This window comes from Actinoplanes sp. NPDC051859, assembly GCF_044452725.1.
Taxonomy (GTDB): domain Bacteria; phylum Actinomycetota; class Actinomycetes; order Mycobacteriales; family Micromonosporaceae; genus Actinoplanes.
In genome coordinates this window covers 221,905-244,662 of sequence record NZ_JBITBX010000009.1, presented here as the reverse complement: position 1 = coordinate 244,662, position 22,758 = coordinate 221,905, and the positions used below count along the sequence as shown (strand labels likewise).

At 69.9% G+C, this 22,758-nt stretch carries 14 protein-coding genes; 6 read left to right on the top strand and 8 right to left on the bottom strand.

Features of this window, described 5'->3' with window-relative positions; genetic code table 11:
* Positions 1-53 precede the first annotated feature (53 nt).
* The 3 genes from ACIA1L_RS23510 to ACIA1L_RS23500 are packed head-to-tail and all read left to right on the top strand — an operon-like array spanning position 54 to position 4,283.
* Entirely contained in the window at positions 54-2,549 is a 2,496-nt protein-coding gene (locus tag ACIA1L_RS23510) for a putative bifunctional diguanylate cyclase/phosphodiesterase (RefSeq protein ID WP_396075013.1), read from the top strand.
* Positions 2,522-3,805, top strand: coding sequence for a glycosyltransferase 87 family protein (locus ACIA1L_RS23505; protein WP_396075124.1), 1,284 nt, complete (start codon positions 2,522-2,524; stop codon positions 3,803-3,805). Before ACIA1L_RS23510 ends, ACIA1L_RS23505 begins: the two co-directional genes overlap by 28 nt.
* 4 nt (positions 3,806-3,809) lie before the next feature.
* Positions 3,810-4,283 carry a zf-TFIIB domain-containing protein gene (locus ACIA1L_RS23500; RefSeq protein ID WP_396075012.1) on the top strand — a complete coding sequence of 158 codons (474 nt, stop codon included), beginning with the start codon at positions 3,810-3,812 and terminating at the stop codon, positions 4,281-4,283.
* A gap of 478 nt (positions 4,284-4,761) precedes the next feature.
* On the opposite strand, the gene dnaB is transcribed toward ACIA1L_RS23500, so the two are convergent.
* On the bottom strand, positions 4,762-6,261 hold the full coding sequence (dnaB, locus tag ACIA1L_RS23495) for a replicative DNA helicase (RefSeq protein WP_396075011.1): 1,500 nt from the start codon (positions 6,259-6,261) through the stop codon (positions 4,762-4,764).
* A 536-nt stretch (positions 6,262-6,797) separates the two neighbouring features.
* Between dnaB and ACIA1L_RS23490 the strand changes: the two genes are divergently transcribed.
* Positions 6,798-11,492 (top strand): hypothetical protein, encoded by a 4,695-nt coding sequence (locus ACIA1L_RS23490; RefSeq protein WP_396075010.1) that lies wholly within the window; start codon positions 6,798-6,800, stop codon positions 11,490-11,492.
* Positions 11,493-11,769: 277 nt separating this feature from the next.
* Here ACIA1L_RS23490 and rplI read toward each other — a convergent pair whose 3' ends face one another.
* The 5 genes from rplI to ACIA1L_RS23465 all read right to left on the bottom strand — a co-directional run bounded on the left by rplI (position 11,770) and on the right by ACIA1L_RS23465 (position 14,674).
* Positions 11,770-12,219, bottom strand: a complete 450-nt coding sequence (gene rplI, locus ACIA1L_RS23485; protein WP_396075009.1) for a 50S ribosomal protein L9 — start codon at positions 12,217-12,219, stop codon at positions 11,770-11,772.
* 14 nt (positions 12,220-12,233) lie between these two features.
* Entirely contained in the window at positions 12,234-12,473 is a 240-nt protein-coding gene (gene rpsR, locus ACIA1L_RS23480; RefSeq protein WP_007073789.1) for a 30S ribosomal protein S18, read from the bottom strand.
* 39 nt (positions 12,474-12,512) lie between these two features.
* Positions 12,513-13,070, bottom strand: coding sequence for a single-stranded DNA-binding protein (locus ACIA1L_RS23475; protein WP_396075008.1), 558 nt, complete (start codon positions 13,068-13,070; stop codon positions 12,513-12,515).
* A gap of 68 nt (positions 13,071-13,138) precedes the next feature.
* Positions 13,139-13,429: a 30S ribosomal protein S6 gene (rpsF, locus tag ACIA1L_RS23470; RefSeq protein WP_364159261.1), complete on the bottom strand. Its 291-nt coding sequence runs from the start codon at positions 13,427-13,429 to the stop codon at positions 13,139-13,141.
* Between the two features lie 270 nt (positions 13,430-13,699).
* The gene (locus tag ACIA1L_RS23465) at positions 13,700-14,674 is read right to left on the bottom strand and encodes a hypothetical protein (RefSeq protein WP_396075007.1); all 975 of its coding nucleotides are present in this window, start codon (positions 14,672-14,674) and stop codon (positions 13,700-13,702) included.
* Positions 14,675-14,801: 127 nt separating this feature from the next.
* Between ACIA1L_RS23465 and ACIA1L_RS23460 the strand changes: the two genes are divergently transcribed.
* Together ACIA1L_RS23460 and ACIA1L_RS23455 are read left to right on the top strand one after the other, a co-directional pair.
* Positions 14,802-15,578: a deoxyribonuclease IV gene (locus ACIA1L_RS23460; RefSeq protein ID WP_396075006.1), complete on the top strand. Its 777-nt coding sequence runs from the start codon at positions 14,802-14,804 to the stop codon at positions 15,576-15,578.
* 223 nt (positions 15,579-15,801) lie between these two features.
* A complete protein-coding gene (locus tag ACIA1L_RS23455; protein WP_396075004.1) occupies positions 15,802-18,018 on the top strand; it encodes a hypothetical protein in 2,217 nt (738 codons plus the stop codon).
* Positions 18,019-18,159: 141 nt separating this feature from the next.
* Here ACIA1L_RS23455 and ACIA1L_RS23450 read toward each other — a convergent pair whose 3' ends face one another.
* Together ACIA1L_RS23450 and ACIA1L_RS23445 are read right to left on the bottom strand one after the other, a co-directional pair.
* Positions 18,160-19,692: a glycosyltransferase family 87 protein gene (locus ACIA1L_RS23450; RefSeq protein ID WP_396075003.1), complete on the bottom strand. Its 1,533-nt coding sequence runs from the start codon at positions 19,690-19,692 to the stop codon at positions 18,160-18,162.
* 142 nt (positions 19,693-19,834) lie between these two features.
* Complete coding sequence (locus tag ACIA1L_RS23445; RefSeq protein ID WP_396075002.1) at positions 19,835-22,618, bottom strand: transglycosylase domain-containing protein; 2,784 nt, start codon at positions 22,616-22,618, stop codon at positions 19,835-19,837.
* Positions 22,619-22,758 lie beyond the last annotated feature (140 nt).

Below are 22,758 nucleotides of genomic sequence, written 5' to 3'. Positions count from 1 at the left end.
CATTGACAGACCGTGCGGGCAACGGGAGACCATGGAGACATGGGGCGTCCGCGGTGAACGACGCGAAGGCCGACAAGCAGCTCCGGCTGTATGTCGGCCTAGTCGCGTCTGCGGGGGTCGGCTGCCTCATTTTCGCCGTCCGAACCGCCGCGGCCGTTCCCACCGGGAAGCTGCTCTACCTGATCGCCCTGGCCGTCATCGTCGCCGCGGCCAGCGGCCCCATCAGCAGCCTCCGGGTCCGCGCCGACAGCCGCGGTTTCTCCGCGACCTCCGGGGCCATCCTGCTCGCCGTCGCCACAGCGCCGCTGCCCTGGGCGATCATCTGCACCGCCCTCGGCGTCCTGGGCAGCAAGATCCTGCTGCGCCAGCCGATCAAGGTCGTCTTCAACGTCGCCAAAGACGTCATCGCGACGACAGCTGCCGCCGCGACCGCCGCCGCGATCGGCATCCGGCCCTCCCTGGACCTCGAGGTGGACGTCCCCTCGATCCCGATCCTGTTCGTCGGCCTGGTCGCGGCGGCCCTCGCCTACGCGATCATCGACGAGCTCCTCGGCAGCACGGTGATGCGCCTCGCGACCCGAACCTCATGGCGCCAGGCACTGCGCATCAACCGCGACCTGGTGCTCCGGATCCGCGGCGTCAACGTCCTGCTCGCGCTGCTCATCGTGCTGGTGGCCGAGCAGGAAGAGCTGCTCATCCTGACGATGGTGCCGACCATCGTCGCCACGCAACTCGTCGCCAAGAACCGGATCCGGCAACGCGCCGATCAAGAGGCCTGGCGGCGCCTCGCTGGGACCACCGACCGCCTCAACGTCACCGACCTGTCCGCAGTCCTGCACGCCGCGGTCACCCTCACCCCCGAGCTCTTCTCCGCCGACGAGGCCGAAATCGAGCTCCGCGACGAAGACCCACCCCGCCTCATCCGCGGCTCGTCCGGCTGCGTGCGCTACGACGGCGTGGCGGCCGAGGCACCCGCCCGCGCCGGGTCGATGATCGCTGCGGAGCTCGACGGCCCCGCGGGCGTGCTGCGCCTCCGCTTCCGCAAACCCGTACGGCTGAATGAGTCAGAGCACTACAAGCTGCAGACCTTTGCCTCGTCACTGTCCACTGCGGTGGGTAACGCGCGGGCGTACGCCGAACTCAAACGGATCAACGCCGAGAACGCGTACGCCGCCACCCACGACCCACTGACCGGGCTGCCCAACCGCCGCGAGTTGCTGGAGCAGGCCAAGGGCATCTTCACCCAACGCTCGCCCGAAGGCATGTGCGCGCTGCTGCTCATCGACCTCAACCACTTCAAAGAAGTCAACGACACCCTCGGGCACACCGCCGGCGACAAAGTGCTGCACGAAGTGGCCCGGCGACTCGCCGCCGCCGCCCGCCCCGGCGACCTGGTCGCCCGGCTCGGCGGAGACGAGTTCGCCGTGTTGTTGACCGGCCTACCCGCCCCCGCCGTCGCCACCCACCGCGCCGCGGACCTGCTCGCCGTCCTCGACCAGCCGATCGACGTGGACGGCATGCAGCTCACCGTCGAAGCCGCCGGCGGCATCGCCCTGGCCCCGGGCAGCGGCGGCGTGCAGGAACTGATGCGCCGCGCCGACGTCGCCATGTACCAGGCCAAACGCGGCGGCCAGCGCACCGCCACGTACGCGCACGCCCGGGACACCGCCGACGTCGGGCGGCTGGTGCTCGGCGGCGAGCTGACCCGGGCGGTCACCCACCGCGAGTTCGTCGTCGACTTCCAGCCGATCATCGACCTGAGCAGCGGCGAGGTCGTCTCCGCCGAAGCCCTGGCCCGCTGGCACCACCCCGAACACGGCGACCTGACGCCGATGGAGTTCCTGGACACCGTCGAGCGCTCCGGCCAACTGAGCAGCTTCGTCGACGCCGTACTGGAACAGTCCTTGAACGCCGCCAGCGGCTGGCGGGAAGCCGGCTTCGACCTGCCCGTCGCCGTCAACGTGTCGCCGCGCAGCCTGCTCGATCCCACCTTCCCCGCCGCGGTCCTGGCCCGGCTCGCGACCCACGTCGTGCCGGCTGACCGCCTGATCCTGGAGCTCGCCGAGACGCTGACCCTCAGCCAGCTGGAGGTGGTCGAACGCGCCCTCGCCGAGCTCCGCGACGCCGGTGTCCGCCTCGCGCTCGACGACTTCGGCACCGGCGTCTCGTCACTCTCGGCACTGTCCCGAATCCCGGTGCACCAGCTCAAGGTCGACCGGGAGTTCGTCGTCGCCGTCGAGACCTCGCCCGAGGCGGCCGCGGTCGTCCGTTCCACCGTTGACCTTGCCCGCAGCCTGCACCTCACCGTCGGCGCCACCGGAGTGGAAAGCGAACCGCAACGCCTCACGCTGTGGGAGCTGGGCTGCGTCACCGGACAAGGCCACCTCTTCGCGCGCCCGATGGGCGCCGGCCGGCTGCTGGCCGCCCTGCAGCGCGGATCCGGCGGAAAACCGGGCTTCCTCGCCGGCCCGCTGCACAAGTCCGGATCCGTCGTCCGCATGGCGCGACGCCGAAACCCGAGATCACCTCTGCCACACTTGCCTGCGTGACCCTGCTCGCCCGCTTCGACCGCGCCCGGGGCGGTCTCGCCGGCGACGTCGCGCTCTACGGCCTCTCCGCCCTGTTCGCCCTGATCACCGCGCTGAACTCCACCCTGCTGCCGCACCGCGCCTGGGGTGCGATCGCCGCCTGGGGCTACCTGGCCGCGTTCCTGCTCACCGTCGGCCAGCTCGTGCTGCGCCGACCGGTGCTGCGCATGGCGACGACCTGGACCGTCTGGGGTGCGGTGGCCCTCCTGCCGTTGCTGGTGCAGTCAGTGCAGCGCGCCGGCGGGCGCACCGACCGCGCCCAGGAAGAAGTTCTCGTCGCCGAGCACATGGGGGAGCGGCTCGCGCACACCGGCACGCCGTACCTGGGGCCGGAGGCGATCGGAGCGCTGCCACCCGGGGAGCAGTTGCTGGGCTACGCGCCGTACCAGCCGGGCATGGCCGTCTTCGGGCTACCCCGGGCCGCCTTCGGCGATGCCTGGACCACGGACGCACGGCTCTGGTTCGCGCTGGTCACGGCCGCGGCCCTGGTGTTTTCCGTACGCCTCATCGCGCCGGAGCTGCGCGGCCCCGGACTGCGCGGCGCTGGGCTGGTCCGTGCGGTCCAGTTCGCCACGGTGCTGCCGATCTGCGCGTTGACACTGGCGACTGGCGGCGACGATCTCCCGGTGCTGGCACTCTGCCTCCTTGCCCTGGCGTTGTGCCCGTCGGGGCGATTCGCGGCGGCCGGACTCGCGGTGGGCGCCGCTGCAGCGCTCAAACTCTTCGCGCTGCCAGTCGTAGCGGTGCTGGCCGTCCTTGCCTTCGCCACCGGCAACCTGCGCCGGTTCCTGCCCGGCGCGGTGGGACTGCCGGTCCTCGCGCTGCTGCCCGCTTTCCTGGTCGACGGGGATGCGTTTCTCGAAAACGTGATCCGCTTCCCGCTCGGCCACGGCATCGTGACCAGCCCGGCACAGTCACCGTTCCCCGGCTATCTGATCGCCCAGGCAGTGCCGGGTGGTCGCTACCTCGCGGCGGGTCTGCTGGTGGCCGCTGCCCTGCTGATCGCGGTGCTGCTCGTACGCCGACCGCCGACCACCGCCGCGGCCGCCGCCCGGTTCTGCGGCTGGGGGCTACTGACCGCGATCCTGCTGATGCCGACCACCCGCTTCGGCTACCTGCTGTACCCGCTGGCCCTCCTCGCGTGGTCAGCTGGCCTGACATTCAGCAGACCCACAGGAACAACTCCCCCCAGCGGTGACCCGGCCTTGTACCGTTGATGAGATGCAGATGACCTGTCCCAAGTGTCACGGCGAGATGCGCGTGTATGAGCGCAGCGGCGTCACCGTCGACCAGTGCACGGAGTGCCGCGGCATCTTCCTGGACCGTGGTGAGCTGGAAAAACTCTTCGAGGCCGAGGCCAACTGGAACACCCGGCAGGCACCCCCGGCAGGAGCCCCGCCCCGTCCGGCCCAGGCACCGGGCGCACCCGCCCCGGGTGGGTACGCACCCCCGCCGCCGCCCCCGCCCGGTGGCGGATACGCGACACCGCCCGCTCCCGGCGGTGGCTACGCCTCCCCGCCTCCGCCGCCGCCCGGTGGGTACGGCCACGGACAGCCCGCGTACCCGCCGGCCGCAGCGGCGTACGGCGCCCCGCAGCACGGCCGGCCCGGTTACCACGGCCACTACCGGCACGGCCACGGGCACCACGGCCACTACCGCCGCAAGAAGAGCTTCCTCAACGAGCTGTTCGACTGACCCGACCCGTGCCGCTGCGGAGAACTCCTGCCGCGCCTAACTGCCGCGTACGCCGGGCTCACCACCCTCGTCGGTGAGCTCGGCGACGCGGATCTGCTGCTGCCCACCGCCTGTCGCGACTGGACGGTGTCCAACAGGGTCACGTGCGCGCCGTGCCGGATTTCCTCGCCACCCTGGTCACCGAGGCGGTCATCCACCACCGCGACCTGAGCCTGGCCTTGCCCAACGCCCCCGAACCCGCGGCGGACGCGGTCGCGATTGCCCGCTCCACATTGGATGGGCTGGCCGGGCGGACGGCATGCCGGCAGACTGGTCATCGCTCGAAGCCCTGCTCAAGAGCACCGGTCGACAACCGCTTAGCCGGGCCGACCGACAGACGCTCGGCTCCCGGGCCGGGCTGTTCCCACTGCTCGGCTGATCAGGACCGTTCCTGCGCTGCTACGGACTTTCCAGATCGGACAGTGCCGGCTGTCCGGACCTAGACGATGGCCATGTCCACGAAGCGCGACAGGTGGAGCTGGGCGGCCACCGTCACCGTGTCCGTCGGGCCGTTACGGTGCTTCGCCACGATGAAGTCCGCCTCGCCGGCGCGGGGGGATTCCTTGTCGTAGTAGTCGTCGCGGTGCAGCAGGATAACGACGTCGGCGTCCTGCTCGATGGAGCCGGACTCACGCAGGTCAGACAGTTGAGGCCGCTTGTCCGTGCGCTGCTCGGGGCCACGGTTCAGCTGACTCACCGCGATCACCGGGCATTCGATCTCCTTGGCTAGCAGCTTGAGGCCACGGGACAGCTCCGAGACCTCCTGCTGGCGGCTCTCCGTCTTCTTCGGCGAGGACATCAGCTGGAGGTAGTCGATGACCAGCAGACGCAGGTTGTGGCGCTGCTTGAGCCGACGAGCCTTCGCTCGGATCTCCATCAGGTTCATGTTGGGCGTGTCGTCGACGAAGATCGGAGCGGCGCTGATCTCACCCATCCGGCGGGCGAGCTTGGTCCAGTCGTCGTCGGAGAGCTGGCCCGAGCGCAGGGTGTGCAGGGGGACCCGGGCTTCGGCGGAGAGTAGCCGCATGACCATCTCGATCTTGCTCATTTCGAGCGAGAAGATGGCACTGGCATGGCCGCTCTGGATCGCCGCGTTGCGGGCGAAGTCCATGCTGACCGTCGACTTACCCAGACCGGGGCGGCCGGCGACGATGATCAACTGGCCGGCGTGCAGGCCGTTCAGCAGTCGGTCGAGGTCCGAGAAGCCGGTCGGGACGCCGGTCATCACGCCGCCCGAAGCGCCGACCGCCTCGATCTCGTCGAGGGTGGGCTGGAGCATGTCACCGAGCGCGGCGAAGTCCTCGCTGACCCGTTTCTCGGTGACGTCGTAGATGGCTTGCTGGGCCAGGTCGACGATGTCGTCCACGTCCCGGCCGCCGTTGCCCCCGTTGCCGTAACCCAACTGCACGATCTTGGTGCCGGCCTCGACGAGACGGCGCAGCACGGCGCGTTCCGACACGATCCGGGCGTAATAGGCGGCGTTGGCCGCGGTCGGCACACTCTCGATCAGGGTGTGCAGATACGGCACGCCGCCGACGCGCTGCAGGTCGCCGGAGTCGGCCAGGGCAGCGGCCACCGTGACTCCGTCGGCGGGTTCGCCCCGGCCGTACAGATCAAGAATGATGTCGAAGATCGTGGCGTGCACCGGGCGGTAGAAGTCCGGGGTCTTGAGGATCTCCACCACGTCGGCGATGGCGTCCTTGGACAGCAGCATGCCGCCGAGCACACTCTGCTCCGCGGCGACGTCCTGGGGAGGCGTCTTGTCGAACCCGCCGCCGCCCGGGGGAGGGCCGCCACCGGGTGGCCGGCCGCCGCTGCCGGACGACCGCCCGCCGCCTGGCGCACTGCTAGACCCGCCGGAAGGTGGCCCGTCGTGGGACTGATGGCCGTTGCTGGCTGGTGGCCGGGACTCGGGCCGTGCGTCATCGGTGATCGACACTGACGACCTCCCCCTTCTCGCGTGCGTCGCCGGCCTGCCGTCGTGCATCGAACCGCCTGGGTACGACACTTTCGGGTGAGCCTGTCCCCGCCCGGGTGACCCGGTCCCCAGCACCCACGGCGCCGAGGCGTTGCGGCCGGTCCGACCTCCAGGGCACGGTCCAGCGCGGGTAACCATACGAACCCGCACGTCATCGGCCCAACCGGCCCGGTGGACGAGCCTCGGGACAACCTGTGGACAACACGGCGCGTCCTGTGCGCGGCCCTGTGCACAGCCTGTGCATAACGACGAGGGAAGCCCCCAGACGTACCGTTCTGACCAGCACTTTTGCCGTCCCCACCGTGTGGAGAGAACAAAAAGTGCCGCTCGTGACGAAGCCATCGCCCCACGGCGTTGCGGATCCGGGGAACGCACGGCACGCTTTTCAGGTGGACCAACGGGAGTGGGACTTCGGCGCCCGCCTGCCGCGCGAGAGGAGCGGTACGGACCCTCGGCCACCTGAAAACCGCCCGGAAAGTCCTGATTCCTCCCAGAATGTGGAACCTGGCGCGCCGATCTGGGGCACCGGCTCGGTCACCGACACCGGCAGCATGCAACCCATTCCCGAGGCGGTCGCCTGGTCGCTGCGTGCCGAAGCCTGGGCAAATGACGATAAATCCGGCGGAGGTTCGCAGTCAGGCACCGTGAGTCGCTGGTCCGACGTGGCCGCGACCGGCCGCCCGGCCATCCCCGCCGACGGCGTCGGCTGGCGCACCTCCACCTCCGAATGGCGAGCAACCACCGACACCGGCCGCTGGCGGCAGACCACCGAATGGCGCTCGGCCTCGGGCACCCACGGCTGGCGGCAAACCACCGAGGCCTGGCAGTCCGGCGACAACGACGACTTCCGCCCGCCGATCGACCCACCAGCCACCCAGCTGCCGGCGATCTCCGGCACGGCCTGGCCGACCCCGGACGCCACCGACCAACCCGACTCCTCGTCCTCCTCGTCGAGGCAAAGCTTCGACGGCCAGTCCTGGCAGTCCACAGACGCCCCACGCTGGCAACAACGCCCCGCCGACGCGGCGCCGAGCTGGCAGCAGAGCCAGGACCCGCCGTGGCAACAACGCCCCGCCGACGCGCCACCCACCTGGTCTCGCGGCGACGCCGCACCCCCGTGGCAACAACGGCCCGCCGACGCCCCCGCAGCCCGGCCCTCCTGGCAGCAGTTCACCACGCCCGCCGGCCCGACCTCAGGCCCATCCGCGCAGCCTGCCGACGCACCCCCACGCGGAGAACGCCCCTCGTGGGACAGCCGTCCCAGCTGGCAACAGTTCGCCGGCGTCGACCGCAGTGACAACCCGCCAGCCGCGCCCACCTCGTACAACGGCTCCTGGTCCGGCGGCTTCGACGACGGCCGCCACCTCGTCCGCGAAGACGACCGCGAGCAATGGCGCCGCGAATCCGCCGCTGGGCAAACCGGCTACGACGACCGGTCCCGACCGACCGGCCGGCGCCGCGCCGCAGAACCCGGATCCCGTACGAGCGGAGGCACCGGCTGGACGGTCCAGTCGGACGCCGACAACTGGGCGGGCCACACCGACACCGGCAGCATCCCGCGATACCAAGACCCGGTAACCGACAGCCCCAGCTGGCGCCGTGACACACCCTCCGGCGACAGCTGGCGCACCAACTCGACCGCTGACAGCTGGCATTCCTCCGACCCGGCCACCACCTCCTCCGGCTGGGCAGGCACCGACTCTCCCCGCGGCTGGACGAGCTCTCCCAGCGACAGGGCAGGCGCTGCCAACGGCAGGGCAGGCACGACCCCAGCCGACGCTGACGCCCGACGCGGCGCCGAATCCCCCCGGGACAGCTGGCGCAGCGACCCGAACGCCGACGACAGGTGGCGCGGAGCCGAGGGCGGCCGGCTTCGACCCGGCGAAAACGTCAGCGAGCTCGGCCCACGCGACACCGCCAGGTGGCGCGGCGAGCGCCCCGACGATCCCGGCCGACGTGGCGGCGCCCCCAGCGAAAGCAGCTGGCGCGGCGAACCGTCCGACGATGCTGGCAGGCGCGGCGAACCGTCCGGCGACGGCGACTGGCGCGGCGAACCGTCCGGTGATGCCGGCTGGCGCGGCGAACCCTCCGACGACGCCGGCAGGCGCCGAGAGTTCTCCGGCGATGCCGGCTGGCGCAGCGCGGATGAGGCGCGCGGTGGATCGGCGCGCTCGAATGGCCGTCGCGCCGCCGAGTCTGGTGGCTATGGCTGGGAGGCCGAGGGTCAGGCTCGCTCGGGCGGGTGGGGCGAGGCGGAAGACTCGGCGACTAGGGACAGCTGGCGCAGCGGCGACCAATCCGACAACACCGGCGGTTGGCGCAGTGGCGACGGTTCTGAAAGCTGGCGCAGCGGCGATCAGGCAAGTGGGGACACCCAGCGTGGCAGCTGGGAGCAGAGCCTGGACGCCCGCACGGATTGGCGGGACGGCGAGGCCCGACCATCAGCCGAGCCGTGGTCATCGAGCGCCGCGGAAACGAGCAGGATCTCGTTCCCGCTCGAGCCGCGCGACCACACCGATACGGGCTCTTGGCGGCGTGACGCAAACACGGACCGCGAACAGTCCGGCGATGAGCGACGCAGCCGTGCCGACACCGGCTCTTGGCGGCGGGCCATCGAGCCCGGATCAGCTCCGACGTCTCCCCATGGGGCAGGCTCAGGTCCGGCAACCCGCGATGGCGGCTCAGGTCCGACGCTTCGCGATGGCGGCTCAGGTCCGGCGCTTCGCGATGGCGGCTCAGGTCCGGCGCTTCGCGATGGCGGCGGCTCAGGCCCGACACTTCGCAGCGGGGGGCCGGGCGAGCAGCGTCGCGGCCTGGACCCGGCCGAAGGCGGTTGGCGCCGCAACGACACCGACTCGGCAAACGGCGCACGGCGCTGGGACGCAGACAGCGACCCCCGACGCCGGCACGTCGACGACGGAGACGACCACCGCTCCCGCCGCACCGCGGACGGAAATGACAGCGGTCCTTGGCGTTCCGCAGACGGCAGCGACAGCGGTGCCCGGCGCTGGGATGCTGACGGTGGCGACAGCGGTGCTCGGCGCTGGGATGCTGACGGTGGCGACAGCGGCAGGCGCCGACGCGACGCTGACGACGGTATGGGCGGCGCACGCCGGCGCGACGCCGACCCGGGCGAGCCCACCGACGGCTGGCGGGACGGCGCGCGCGGACGACGCCCCGGCCGCCAGCGCGGGCCGGAGACCACCCGCGAGCCACGTCGTGGTCTGGACGCCCAGCGCGGCGCCGGCATGCCGCGCCGAGAAGGCGCCGCCGCGTACGCCCGCAGGCGAGAGCCCGATACCAGCTGGCAGCGCGAACTCGAATCCGGCCAATGGCACCGCGACCCCGAGTCGGATGTGTGGCTCCGCGACTCCGACACCGGCCAGTGGCACCGTGCCGAGGTCGACGACGACGAAGATGACGAAGACGACCGGGATGACGACAGACCACGTCGCCGATCCCGTCGCGGCGGTGTACCCGGCGGGCCGCTGGCTATCGAAAGCGCGGAATCCGCCCAGCGCCGCGCGAGTGAAGGTGGCGCTCGCCGCAGCGCGGGCGAAAACCCGGACGAGGCTGGCCCCGGGCGCAAAACCGTAGGGCGGCGCCGTGCCCCCGAAGGCCCCTTGCAGCTCGGCAGCCGCGCGGAGGCCACCCCCGACCCCGAGGTGTACCGCCAAGACAGCGATCTCCCGACCCGACCCATCTCGGTTCGCCCCGCTCCGCTCCAACCCGGCCCGGGGTCCCGCGACACCACCCGCCCGGACCGCCAAGACGACAACCGGCCCACCTCAGCCCGGCAAGCATCAGCACCCCCGGACCGCTGGAACGACGACCGGCCCACCTCAGCCCGGCAAGCATCAGCACCCCCGGACCGCTGGAACGACGACCAGCCCACCTCAGCCCGGCAAGCATCAGCGCCTCCAGCCCGCTGGGACGACGATCGGCCGGAGTCTGTCGGCCCGGCGGCTTGGCGGGGTGCCGATCAGGCAGACGGCCGCTCGGACCGCGCTGGCAGGGCCGAAGCACGCCGCTCGGCGACCGATGCCGCCCGCGCTCCGGGCCGCACCGAAGCAGCGGCCGCCCGCACCAATGGCCTGGCCGAATCCGCGACGACCCCCGCGCCAGGCCGGGCCGAGCCGACTGACCGCGGGCAGGGCCGGACCGAGCCGAATGGCGGCATGCCAGGCCGGACCACGCCGAATGGCCGCACGCAAGGCCGGACCGAGCCGACTGACCGCACGCGAAGCCGGGGCCTGCCCGAGGTCGACCCGCGGCAGGGTGGGGGAGCAGCACGCCCGGTCTCCGCTCGACCAGACGGCCGACGGGGGACGCGGTCTGCAGGAGCGCCCGATGCGTGGCGCGCGGAAACGCAGACCACCGCCCGCAACGACGAGTGGCTTAGCAAACTGCGCGCTGAGCAGGGTGGGAGTGCTACTCAGGCCGTCGATCGCAACGATGAGTGGCTGAACCAGTTGCGCGCCGAGCAGGGCTTGGCTACGGATCTGGGGCCGGGCCAGGGTCGAGGCGCGGCCTATCGGGACGGCGGTTCGGCGGACTGGCGGCAGGGCCTCACCGCCGATAGTGACCTGGCGGACGGGGAGTCCCGCCGGTTCGGGACCAGCGATTTCGTGCCGTTCCGGCCGCCGTCGAAGAACGGCGCTTCCGCGTCGGTCAAGGTGCCGGCCGCCAACTCGGCGTCGGAGGGCATCACCGAGGTCATTCAGCGTACGGGCGCCAACTGGCAGAACCCGCCGGACACCGAGTGGCCGCCCAAGGGCGCGGTCCTGTCCTCGTCCGCCGGCTCGTACGAGCGCCGCCCGGTGAGCACGATCGCGGCGGCGACGGCTCGGCAGAGTGATCTGTTGGAGCCCGAAGAGGAGATCGAAGAGGACACCGGCGGGCCGCTGGCGGCTGTCGGCTACACCGTCGTCTGGTACGGCGTCCCCGTCGTGCTGTTCGTCCTGTACATGCTGGTGCTCGACGGCAACCAGCGTGCACACGCCTTAGGAACGCTGGCGGACGCGGCGCCTCAGTTCGGCCTGTCGCTGGTGTTGAGCATGCTGGTGGCGGTCGGCCTGCGCTGGGCCAGTGGATCGTGGAAGGCGGCCAGCGTCGGCCTCGCCTCAGCGGTGATGGGCGGCGGCCTCGCCACGGTCCTCACCTCGGCCATCACCGGTCAGTCCCTCAGCTAACCAGCCACCCCGAAGCACGCGCGCAGCCAACTGTCCGCCCCGAAGCACGCAAGTAACTGACCGGCCGCCCCGAAGCACGCAAGCAGCTGACCGGCCGCCCCGAAGCACGCGCGCAGCCAACTGTCCGCCCGAAGCACGCAAGCAACTGACTCGTCCCCAGCAGACGGTGAAGCCCTGACGTCTTCGGCCACGGTGCGGGAGGCGGGATTGTGGTCGCCGTACCCAAAAAAGCGCGTCACCCTCCGCTGAGGGTGACGCGCTTTCGGTGGCGCTGGTGTTACTTGGCGGCGACGACGTTCACGGGGAACTTCGCGGTCACCTCGGGGTGGAGCTTGACCTGGACCGTGTACGAGCCCGTGGTCTTGATGTGACCGGGCAGCTCGAGGCGGCGCCGGTCGAGGGACGGACCGCCGGCGGCCTTGACGGCGTCGGTGATCTCGGCCGGGGTGATCGAGCCGAACAGGCGGCCGCCGTTGCCGGAGCGCGCGGTCAGCGTGACCTTGAGGCCTTCGAGCTGGCCCTTGACCTCGGTGGCCTGGCCCAGGTCGCGGATCTCGCGGGCCTCGCGGGCGCGCTTGATAACCGTGACCTGCTTCTCGGCGCCCTTGGTCCACTGGATCGCGAAGCCCTGGGGCAGCAGGTAGTTACGGCCGTAGCCGTTCTTGACCTCGACGATGTCGCCGGGGGTGCCGAGGCCCGACACCTCGTGCGTGAGGATGATCTTCATTTCGGTGCCTCCCCTCAGCGCGCCGTGGCCGTGTACGGCAGGAGCGCCATCTCGCGGGCGTTCTTGACCGCGCGGGCGATCTGCCGCTGCTGCTGGGAGGTCACACCGGTGACGCGGCGGGCACGGATCTTGCCGCGGTCGGAGATGAACTTCCGCAGGAGCGCGGTGTCCTTGTAGTCGATGTAGGTGATCCCGTCCTTGTCGAGCGGGTTCACCTTCTTCTTCGGCTTGCGAAGTGCCGCAGCCTTAGCCATTGCTCTTACTCCTGAACTCGGTAAAGCCCGATGCGGGGCTTAGAAGGGAGGCTCGTCGTCGAAAGAGGAGTTGCCGCCGCCGGAACCGCCGGAGCGGTTGCCGCCGGAGGCCGGGGCCGCCGTCGCCCACGGGTCGTCGAAGTTGGAGTTGTTGCCGCCTCCACCGCCGCCGCCGCTGGACTGCCGGTTGCCACCACCGCCACCGCCGAAGCCGCCTCCGCCGCCACCGGACCTGCTCATCTTCTGCACCTTCGCCGTGGCGTAGCGCAGGGACGGGCCGATCTCGTCGACCTCGAGCTCGTAGACGGTGCGCTTCTCGCCCTCGCGGGTCTCGTAAGACCGCTGGCGCAGCCGGCCCTGCACGATCACCCGAGCGCCACGCTGCAGCGACTCGGCGACGTGCTCGGCGGCGTCACGCCAGATGTTGCACGCGAGGAAGAGTGGCTCGCCGTCTTTCCACTCGCCCGATTGCTTGTCCAGGGTCCGCGGCGTCGACGCGATGCGGAACTTGGCAACGGCCGCACCCGAAGGGGTGAAGCGCAGCTCAGGGTCGTCGGTCAAGTTGCCGACGACCGTGATGGTGGTTTCTCCAGCCATGATCTTCTCCTCGCCGCTTCTTCTCGTTCGTTCGAAAGGCTCTCAGAGCCCTACGACAAGAACGAGGGTCAGCGGGTCTCCGGCCGGATGACCTTGGTGCGCAGGACGGACTCGTTCAGCTTCAGCTGACGGTCCAGCTCTGCCACGGCCTCGGGGGTGGCCTGCAAGTCGGCGACGGCGTAGATGCCCTCGGACTTCTTGTTGATCTCGAACGAGAGCCGGCGCCGGCCCCACACGTCGAGCTTCTCCACCGAGCCACCCGCGTTGCGGATCACGTTCAGGAACGTTTCGAGCGACGGGGCGACGGTGCGCTCCTCGAGCGAAGGGTCGAGGATCACCATGAGTTCGTAATGACGCAAGACGTCTCACCTCCTATGGGCTGAACGGCCACGGTCTCTCCGTGGCAGGAGGTCTTGTGTCGCTCGCAGGAGGAAACAGATCTCCTGCGAACCGAGCCAGCATACCCGCGCCCAGCTGGGCAGCCAAAAAGAGAACCCCGTCCGTGGACGGGGTTCTCTTTTTCGTACAGCCGCGGGGCGTCCGGTCCGCATTCGCTGGGTGGGACCTGGGGAGGAACGACCACACCGATGAGGTTGGAACGGCCGCCCCGCGGAGCTTGTGACGATAGCCTACGCGAGACTTGCCCGAGATGCACGTTGCGACACGATTGCCCGAATTGCCCCGACTGTGACGCCGCACACCATGACCACGGCGACGATCGCCAGCAGCCCGACCGGGCGCGGTCCGGACATTGGCCGCATCGCCGCGACCGGCTCCGCCGCGGCAGCCTCAGCCGTCGGCTCAGCTTCCAGGGCCGGTTCGGCCGGCGTCGTCACATCTTTCGCGGGTACGCCGTCGAGCGCGCCCTCGCCCCCACCCAGCGGCAGCCCAGAAAGCGTGGGAGCCTCATGTCCCGCCGCGCTCCGGGCCGTCGTGGTCTTCGTGCGCGTCACGTGACCACCCTGCGGCATCGAGCCCGGCACCGTCCCGGGCTGCGCGCCACCCTGACCGTTGCCTGCCGGTCGCGTGACATCCGGACGCGCAATGATCGGCCCCGGCGCACCGGTCGTCGGTCGGGTGGTCGCCGACGGGGAACCGGTGCCGGGCTGCGCGGAACCTCCGCTGGCAGGAGGCACCGAACCCGATCCGGACGGCGGCACCGGACTGCTCGTCGACGCCGACGGACCCGGAGCAGGCGCCGTGGGCGAGGTCGACGGCGTGGCTGTTACCAGCACCGGCGTGGCCTGATCGTTTATCGCACAACTCGGGTCCAGCAGTACGGCCGTCGTCCCACGGCGGAACACCACCTCGGTGGCGCCGTCGTCCTCGATCGAGCCCTGGGACTCACCGTTGAGCATCAGATTCGCGCCGTGACCGGTGCGATTGACCACCCGCACGGTGCTCTCCGCCGGAACGGTCATCGACCCCACCGACGGAGTGGACTTGCAGGACAGACCCATTATTCCGCCGCCCTCGAAGACGACCGACCGGCCTGCCTCGCCGGCTTGCTCGGCGTTTGCCGTACCCGTCGTGACGATCGCCGCGCCGAGCAGGAACCCGCCCAGCACGATTGCCGTCACTCGGTGTCGGACTTGCCGTGACATGCCACCATCCCCAAGTGTCCGAGTGCAATACGCCCGGTTAACGACGTCTTGTCAGGGCCAGTGACGCTTTCGGTTACTGCCGAACGACGATGGGTAAGCGTCGTACCCGCGTCGTAGGCTTCGCCCCATGCGCATCGGAGCCCACGTCGACCCCGCCGACCCCCTGGCCGCAGCCGCGGAGCGCGGCGCCGAGGCCGTCCAGTTCTTCCTGGCCGACCCGCAGGGCTGGAAAGCCCCGGTCGCCCGCGCCGACGCCGCGGAACTGCGAGCGTCCGACGTGGACATCTACATCCACGCGCCATATGTGATCAACGTGGCGACGCTGAACAATCGCATCCGCATCCCCAGCCGCAAACTGCTGCTCACACACGCCCGCGCGGCCGCGGAAATCGGCGCCCGTGCGCTGATCGTCCACGGTGGTCACGTCAACGCCGGCGACGACCTGTCCGTCGGTTTCGACAATTGGCGCAAGACTTTCGCGTACGCGGCGAAGGAGGGTGGTTTGCCCCTCCCGGTTCTCATCGAGAACACCGCCGGCGGCGACAACGCGATGGCCCGCCGCTTCGACAATCTCGCCCGCCTCTGGGAGGCGATCGGCGAGTTCGGAGCGGGTTTCTGCCTCGACACCTGCCACGCCCACGCCGGCGGCGAAGAGCTGCTCGACATCGTGGACAGAGTCAAGTCGATCACCGGCCGGATCGACTTGATTCACGCCAATGACTCCAAGGACAGCTTCGACTCGGGCCGGGACCGGCACGACAACCTCGGCAATGGCAAGATCGACCCGGATCTAGTGGTGGCGGCGATCCGAGCATCGGGCGCCCCGGCGATCGTCGAGACCCCGGGCGGGGTCGAGGGGCAGTCCGCAGACATCGCTCTGTTGCGGGAGCGAGCAGGCAACTGAGCCAACGGCACGAGGGAGCGGGATGACGACCGAGCGGCGGCAGGTCGACGCCTCCGGGGAGCCGGGGACCTCCGGGGAGCCGGGGACCCCCGGGGAGCCGGGGACCCCCGGGGGGCCTGGCACTCCTGGCGGTCAGACGTCCGCACCAGTCGATTCCGAGGCGTCGTCTGCGCCCGATTTATCCCCTACCACCGATATGTCCGCGACGCTGGTCGGGGATACGATGGCCATGCCTGCCGGCCTCGGGCCCGCCGGCACTACCCCCGCAAAAGCCCAGCCCAAACTGCGGCGCTGGGCCGGGCTGCGGCGCGCGCGAAGCGCTGCCGCCGCGACCGATGCGGCGGACGCAGGCCGAAGCTTGCGACCCGCAGTGCCCCCGCAAGCCAAGGGAGCGCCCGCCGGGCCGCAAACACCGACCACCGGAACAACCCCCGACGGGACGGGTTCTGGCGGGACGACTTCTGGCGGGACGACTTCTGGCGGGACGACCATCGGCGGAAATCCCGTTTTGTCCGGCGAGGGTTCTGCGGTCACGGGCGCTGAGGGAACGACTGCTGACGGCGGTGGGCAGGACACGGGCGCCGAGGGGCCGGCTGCTGACGGCGGTGGGCGGTTCCGGCGGCGGAGGCAGGCCTTACCGACGGCCCGGCCGCCCGGCGCGCCGCCGGATCCGTGGACCGCGTTCGCGCAGACCACCGAGCGCAACCCCGGCCGGATCCGGCGTGGATTCCGGGCCGTTCGGCGCCTACTGCTCCACGAGTACGCGCTGGTCAGCTATGGATCGTTACTGCTGGCCGTAGCGCTGACGTGGCCGACGTTGCGCTACCCCACGGCGACCGTTCCGCACGACGGGTGGGATCCGGCCCGGCAGGCATGGCAGGTCTCGTGGGCCGGCCATGTGTTGATCACTGAACCCGCTCGCCTCTGGCAGGCCAACGCGTTCTTCCCGGAGCGCAACGTCTTCGCCTTCGGGAGCAGCCTGCTCGGGTACGCCCCGGCGGGCATGCTCGGCAGCGGAGCGGAAGCCGCGGTGCTGCGCTACAACATCCTCTTCGTGCTCGCACACGCGCTGCTGGCCCTGGGTGGGTACGCGCTGATCCGGCAGTTGGGTGCCGGGCGGACGGGCGCGGTGCTCGGGGCGGTGGCCTTTGCGTACGCGCCGTGGCGGCTTGCGCAGGAGGGGCACCTCGACATCATTTCCGCCGGGGGGATTCCGCTCGCCTTGGCGATGTTCGCGCGCGGGCATGGCTGGTCTCTGCGGCACGGGTTCCGGCCGGCGCGTCGACATGCCGGGTGGGCGGCGGGCGGGTGGCTCGTCGCGGTGTGGCAGATCAGTCTGGGATTCTCGCTGGGGCTGCCGTTCGCCTACGTGTTGGGTGTCCTGATCCTCGTCGTCGCGGGTGGCGTGCTCGTCCGGCGGTTGCGGCGCCGGGCGCCAAAGCCCGTGCTCGGGTGGCGGCTCCTCGTCACCGACCTGCTGGGAATCCTGATTTTCGCCGGGGTCGGGACGCTGATCGCAGTGCCGTATTTCCAGGGGAGCGACACCGGACCGGCTGGCCGGGAGATTGCCTACTTCTCGCCGCCGGTGCACAGCTTGTTGATCGGCCCGGCCGAGTCCCGCATCTGGGGCGCTCCGCACGCCGCAGCGCGGGAGGCGTTGACCTGGTCCGCCGAGATGACCCTGCTGCCAGGCTTCGTGCTGTACGCGTTGGCTCTGGTCGGCCTGGTCTTCTCGGTGTGGCGCTGGTGGCAGCGGCTGATCCTGCTCGTGGCCGCCCTGGTCAGTGCTGTCTTCACCCTCGGCACCACGTTTTTCGACGGCCGCTGGACCTACCTGCCGCTCTTCGGCCACTTGCCCGGCTCGTTGGACGTGCGCATCCCCGGCCGACTCATGCTGTGGGTGACCTTGTTCCTGGTCATCCTGGCTGCGGGTGCGGTCGCCGAGTTTGTCCGCCGGGCGGAGCAACTGGCTGCGTCCCGGGTGCCGCCGAGGCCTGGGCCCGGCGTGTGGCTGCGGCTGTCGACGCTCGTACCGTTGCTGTTGGTCCTCATTGAAAGCTGGAACGCGACCGCCCATCCGGTGGTGCCGGCCCAGCCTGCGGCGATGCGTACGGTCACCGGCCCCATGCTGGTCCTGCCCACCGCGTCGCTCAGCGATCAAACGGTCATGCTGTGGTCCACGTCCCGGTTCCAGAAAGTGGCTAACGGCGGCGGCAATTTCGCGGCCCGGCGTCAGGCCGAGCTGCGCACCTCGGTGGCGGCTTTCCCGGACGCCGCCAGCGTGCAGTATCTCCGCGCGCTCGGCGTCGGCTCGGTTTTGTTGCTCCGCGACCGGGCTGCCGGCACGACCTGGGACCGCGCCGGCGACCGTCCGGTCGACGCGCTCGGGATCACCCGCGAGGACCTCGACGACAACTCGGTGCTCTTCCGCCTGAACTGAGACGACACCGCGGTGCTTCCCGCCTGGGCTGAGAGACGACACCGCACTGCTCTCCGCCTGAGCTGAGAGACGACACCGCGCTGCTCTCCGCCTGAACTGAGAGACGACACCGCGGTGCTCTCCGCCTGAATGGAGGCGGCGTCAGCTCACCGGCGCGGGCTCCTCCGACTGCGCCGGATCCTTCGACGCGGCGCCAGCGTCGCGGCGGTCGGCGCGGAAGGTGTGGCGGAGTTTGGTGATCCAGGGGGCGTCCGGGGCACCGGAAATCACGCCGCCGTCCGGGTCGTCGGCGTAAGTGTCGCGGACGGCGTCGAGTTCGGGGCGCCAGATTTCGCGGATCACCAGCGCGCACAGGATCATGACGGTGAGCAGGCGCAGCGTGGAGGCCAGCACGAAGGTGCCCTCGGGGATGACCGGCTTGCCGCCCGCGCCCAGCAGTTCGGCGTAGAAGGCGGTGAAGTAGCCGATCTCGGCGACGGTCCAGGCGATGATCGCGCCCCATCGGGGCCGGGCCAGAACGATCAGCGGTAGGAGCCAGAGGACGTACTGCTGGGACCAGACCTTGCTGAAGATCAGGAAGGCGGCGACCACGAGGAAGGCGAGCTGGGCCAGCCGGGGCCGGCGTGGGGCGAGCAGGCAGAGCAGGCCGATGGCGGCGCAGGCCAGAATCGTGAGGCCGTACGTGAGGTTGTTGAGGGCGGGAACGTTGTCGCTGAGCCATTGGAATGGTCCCTGACCACCGCCGGTGTTCCACTTGCCGTCGAGGTAGCGACCGATGTACCAGAGCGTGCCCCAGTCGATGGGCCGAGTGTCGTTGAGCTCGAAGAAGCGGTTCCAGCTTTCTCGGTAGAGGATCGCGACCGGCAGGTTGGTGGCGATCCAGGCGAAAACGGCGCCGCCGAGTGCGAGCAGGAACGTGCGGATCCGTTGCGATCGCAGCGCAAGGACGAACAGTGGTCCGAGGATGAACAGCGGCCACAGTTTGGCCGCGCCGCCCAGGCCGAGCAGCAGGCCGGCGACTAGAGGTTTGCTTCTTGCCCACGCGAACACGCCGAACATGGCGAGGGCGATGGCGAGCAGGTCCCAGTTGACCGTCGCGGTGACGAACAGGGCGGGGGAGAGGGCGAAGATTGCCGCGTCCCAGGGGCGGCGGCGCCGCAGGGCGAGGAGGACGGCGACGGCGGCGACGGCCAGGATCGACAGGACCAAGGCATTGGCGTTGTAGAACCAGGTGCCCTGATTGATTTCCGGGTAGCGCTCACCGAGGGCATGCACGGGCAGGCCGAGCGCCCCCATGAAGTAGCCGGTCACCACCGGATATTCGACCGGGTGATCACGGTACGGGACCTTGCCCTCGTTCAGCCCCTCCGCGTAATACAGCGCCAACACATCGGTGTAGCAGAAGCGCGTGTACTGGACGTTCTCCTGCCAGTTGCCGTCCTGGCAGGGCGATTTCTGCACCCAGCTCGCGGCCAGCGTGAAGCAGAGCAGGGCGAGGATGATGCGTTGCGCCGTCCAGAAGCGCCCGGGCCGCGACGGGGCTGCGGCATGTTCGCCGATCGGACCGCCGATCGCCTGCGCGAGTCCGCGGACGAAGCCGTCTGACGCGGCGGGCGACTCGGTCCGGTCGGTCTCCGGCTCGGTGCGGTCGGTCGCAGACGTTGGCGCGCTCATGACTTCGCATCATGCCGCATCCGTCACTTCCGTGGTCTTTCAGCACAGCGACATGCGGGCACGGATCCCTTCCCCGCTCGGGTCGCGAAATGCGAAGGAGGCCCGGCGCCGTAGCGCGCTGAGCCTCCCGCGTCACGACGGATCAGCCGTCGCCGTCCAATCGTTGCCCGTCGAATTGACCACCGCCGGTGCCGGTGTCATTTCCTGGGCCACCGGGGAAGATGGTATTCCCGTCGCCGTTGTTGCCACCGCCGTCATTTTGGCCGCCGCCGTCATTCTGGCCGCCGCCGTTGTTGCCGCCGTTGTTCTGGCCGCCGTTGTTGTTGCCACCGTTGTTCTGACCGCCGTTGTTCTGACCAGCGCCGTTGCCGTTGTTCTGGCACAGCTCGGGCAGGAACTGGCAGGCCGGGTTCTGGTTCTGGCCCGGGGTGGCGGGATTCGGCGTCACTGCCGGAGGCGGTGGCTTGATGCCGTTCTGCAGCGGGTGGTTGGCATCGCCGGTCTCGATGCGGGGCGGGAACGACTCCTGTTGCATGTCCTTGGCGTCGGTCACGGCGTTGATGAAGTCTTCCCAGATCTGCGCCGGGGTGCCGGAGCCGTACATCTCGGCGCCGCCCTGCTCCCTCAGCTTCACCTTGTTGTTCTTGCCGCCGACCCAGACCGTCGCGGAGAACTGCGGGATGCCGCCGACGAACCAGCAGTCACCACTGCCCTTGTTGAACTCCCAGGTGCCGCTCTTCGCGATCGACGGGCGGCCGTTGGCCAGGTTGTTGCCGGACGTGCCCGGGATCTTCGCCAGGACGCCCTCGAGGTCGGCCATCTGGTCCGGCTCGAAGACCTTCTTCGGCTTGGACTTCTCCGCCGCGATGGTCTTCTTCTTACCGGTCGTCTGGTCGACGGTTTCGACCTTCTTGATGAAGTGGACATCGTTGCGGATGCCCTTGTTGACGATCGTCGACACGCCCTGGGCGTGCTCGAGCGGCGAGACGTGGTACTGGCCGAAGGCCACCTCGTTGTCGAAGTAGCCGTCCTGCTTCCACAACGAGGCGTCGGTCTTGGTCAGGTCTACCGGGTCCTTGGCCGCGTCCGGCCACATGTGGGTGATGCCGGCGTCGCGGGCAGCCTCGATCACCTTCTCGCGGCCGATGCCGTCAGCGATCCAGTAGAACGGGAAGTTGTACGACCGGATGGTCGCCTTCTCCAGGTCACAGTTCTTGATCTGGCCGTCGCAGACCGCATTGCCCTCGACACCGGCGTTGCTGATCTCTTTGCCCCCGGGCCGCTTCTTCTCGCCGTTCCAGGTGGTCTTGAAGGAGATGCCCTCCCGCAGGCCCGCCGCGAGCGTGTACATCTTCATCGTCGATCCCGGCGACTGCCCCCGGCCTTCGAAGCCGTCACCCTCGGAATTGAGGTAGCTGCCGTAGTCGAGGCCGTTGGGGTCGTCCCCGCCGTAGTAGCCGAGCACCTGACCGTTCGTCGGGTCGATGCCGATGACCGCCGCCTGGTAGGTGTTCGGTAGATCGTTCATCGGGGAGGACTTGCTCGACCGCATGCCGACCTTCTCGGCGGCCTTCTGGACCTTGGAGTCGATCGTCGTGGTGACCGTGAGGCCGCCGCGCTCGAACTCCGCCTTCGAGATGCCCATCGCGGTCAGCTCGGCGTACACGTGCCGCATGATGATGCCAGTTGGCGTCCCGGCAACACACGCCTTGCACTTGTTCTTGGCCGGCTTCTGAATGTTGGTGGGGTACTTGCGGGCCGCGAAGACCTCGGGAGTGATCCACCCCTCCTCGAGCATGTTGCTGAGTGTGTACTCCCAGCGCCCCTTGGCGGCTTCGAGGTTGTAGTTCGGGTCGTAACCCTGGTGCCCGTTGGGGTCCGGCTCCGGCTGCTTGATGATCGACGCCAGCACCGCGGCCTCGTACGGCGTGATCGCGTTCTTCTGGCCCTGCGGCGTCAACACCGATTTCTTGAAGTAGCCCTGCGCCGCCGCCTCGATGCCGTACCGACCTTCACCAAGGTAGATGTAGTTCAGATACATCCCCATGATGTCGTCTTTTCCGTACTTGTCCTCAAGCTTGCGGGCGATGACAGCCTCGCGCAGCTTGCGGTTGACGTTGATGCCCTTGAGTTCCGCGGCGTTGCGGGCGTACTGCTGGGTGATGGTGGACGCGCCCTGCAGGTCGTCCTCGGTGAAGTTGTTCCAGGTAGCCCGCAGGATGCCCTTGAAGTCGATGCCGTGGTGCCGGTAGAAGTTCTTGTCCTCGGCGGCGGCCACGGCCTTCGCGATGACCGGGTTCACCTTGGCGATCGGCACCACCGTGCGGTTCTCGTCGCCGAGCTTCGCCAGCACCTCACCGTTGGCGTTCAGGATGGTGTTGGTCTGCGACTCCGGCTTGATCTCCGGCAGGTCGAGGCTGTCGAAGAAGTAGGTGCCGCCGACGACACCGACACCGAGCATGATCACCAGGACGGCGGCCGCGGCGGTCAGGACATTCGTCCGACGGCGGCGCTTGGCGGCCTTGGTCAGGATCTTCTTCGCGTCACCCCGGCGGCCGTGCGGGTCGTCCGGGTCCGAGCCGCCACCTGCGGCCGGAGAAACCGGACGCACTGCGGCACGCGCGACGGAGGCACGACCCGCGCCGCCGACGACGGAGGCACGAGCGCCCACCTTGGCAGCGCCGACGCTGGCGGTCCCGGCACCCACGGAGGCTCGGCCGGCGCCGACCGGCACGCGGCCGCCCACCGAGGCGGAGCCCACGGAGGCGGCGCCACTGACCGAGGCACGGCCGCCGGCCGGACGCCGGTAAGCGTCGGGGCCGGGCCGGTCGTCGTAGCCGGACTGGTCGGCAGGCGGGGTAGCAGCGGACGGCCCGGGCACTCGGGCCCGGGCGCGTGCTGACTGCGAATCGCCGTTCGAATTCATTCGGTTACACCTACCGGTCGCGGTGGCGCGCCCGGGGAGCCCTGGAGGGGCTCCCGCCGGCTCTGCCACAAGCGGACATTCTGGGCTGCAAGACCGCAGCCGCCCTGACGGATGTCAAAAATGACCGATCGCGGAGCTGG

Excerpts from the sequence above, each read along its gene's own strand:
- ACIA1L_RS23465 (WP_396075007.1), bottom strand. The coding sequence starts at position 14,674 with ATGTCACGGCAAGTCCGACACCGAGTGACGGCAATCGTGCTGGGCGGG.
- ACIA1L_RS23475 (WP_396075008.1), bottom strand. The coding sequence starts at position 13,070 with ATGGCTGGAGAAACCACCATCACGGTCGTCGGCAACTTGACCGACGAC.
- rpsR (WP_007073789.1), bottom strand. The coding sequence starts at position 12,473 with ATGGCTAAGGCTGCGGCACTTCGCAAGCCGAAGAAGAAGGTGAACCCG.
- ACIA1L_RS23445 (WP_396075002.1), bottom strand. The coding sequence starts at position 22,618 with ATGAATTCGAACGGCGATTCGCAGTCAGCACGCGCCCGGGCCCGAGTG.
- rplI (WP_396075009.1), bottom strand. The coding sequence starts at position 12,219 with ATGAAGATCATCCTCACGCACGAGGTGTCGGGCCTCGGCACCCCCGGC.
- ACIA1L_RS23500 (WP_396075012.1), top strand. The coding sequence starts at position 3,810 with ATGCAGATGACCTGTCCCAAGTGTCACGGCGAGATGCGCGTGTATGAG.
- ACIA1L_RS23450 (WP_396075003.1), bottom strand. The coding sequence starts at position 19,692 with ATGAGCGCGCCAACGTCTGCGACCGACCGCACCGAGCCGGAGACCGAC.
- ACIA1L_RS23455 (WP_396075004.1), top strand. The coding sequence starts at position 15,802 with ATGGCCATGCCTGCCGGCCTCGGGCCCGCCGGCACTACCCCCGCAAAA.
- ACIA1L_RS23460 (WP_396075006.1), top strand. The coding sequence starts at position 14,802 with ATGCGCATCGGAGCCCACGTCGACCCCGCCGACCCCCTGGCCGCAGCC.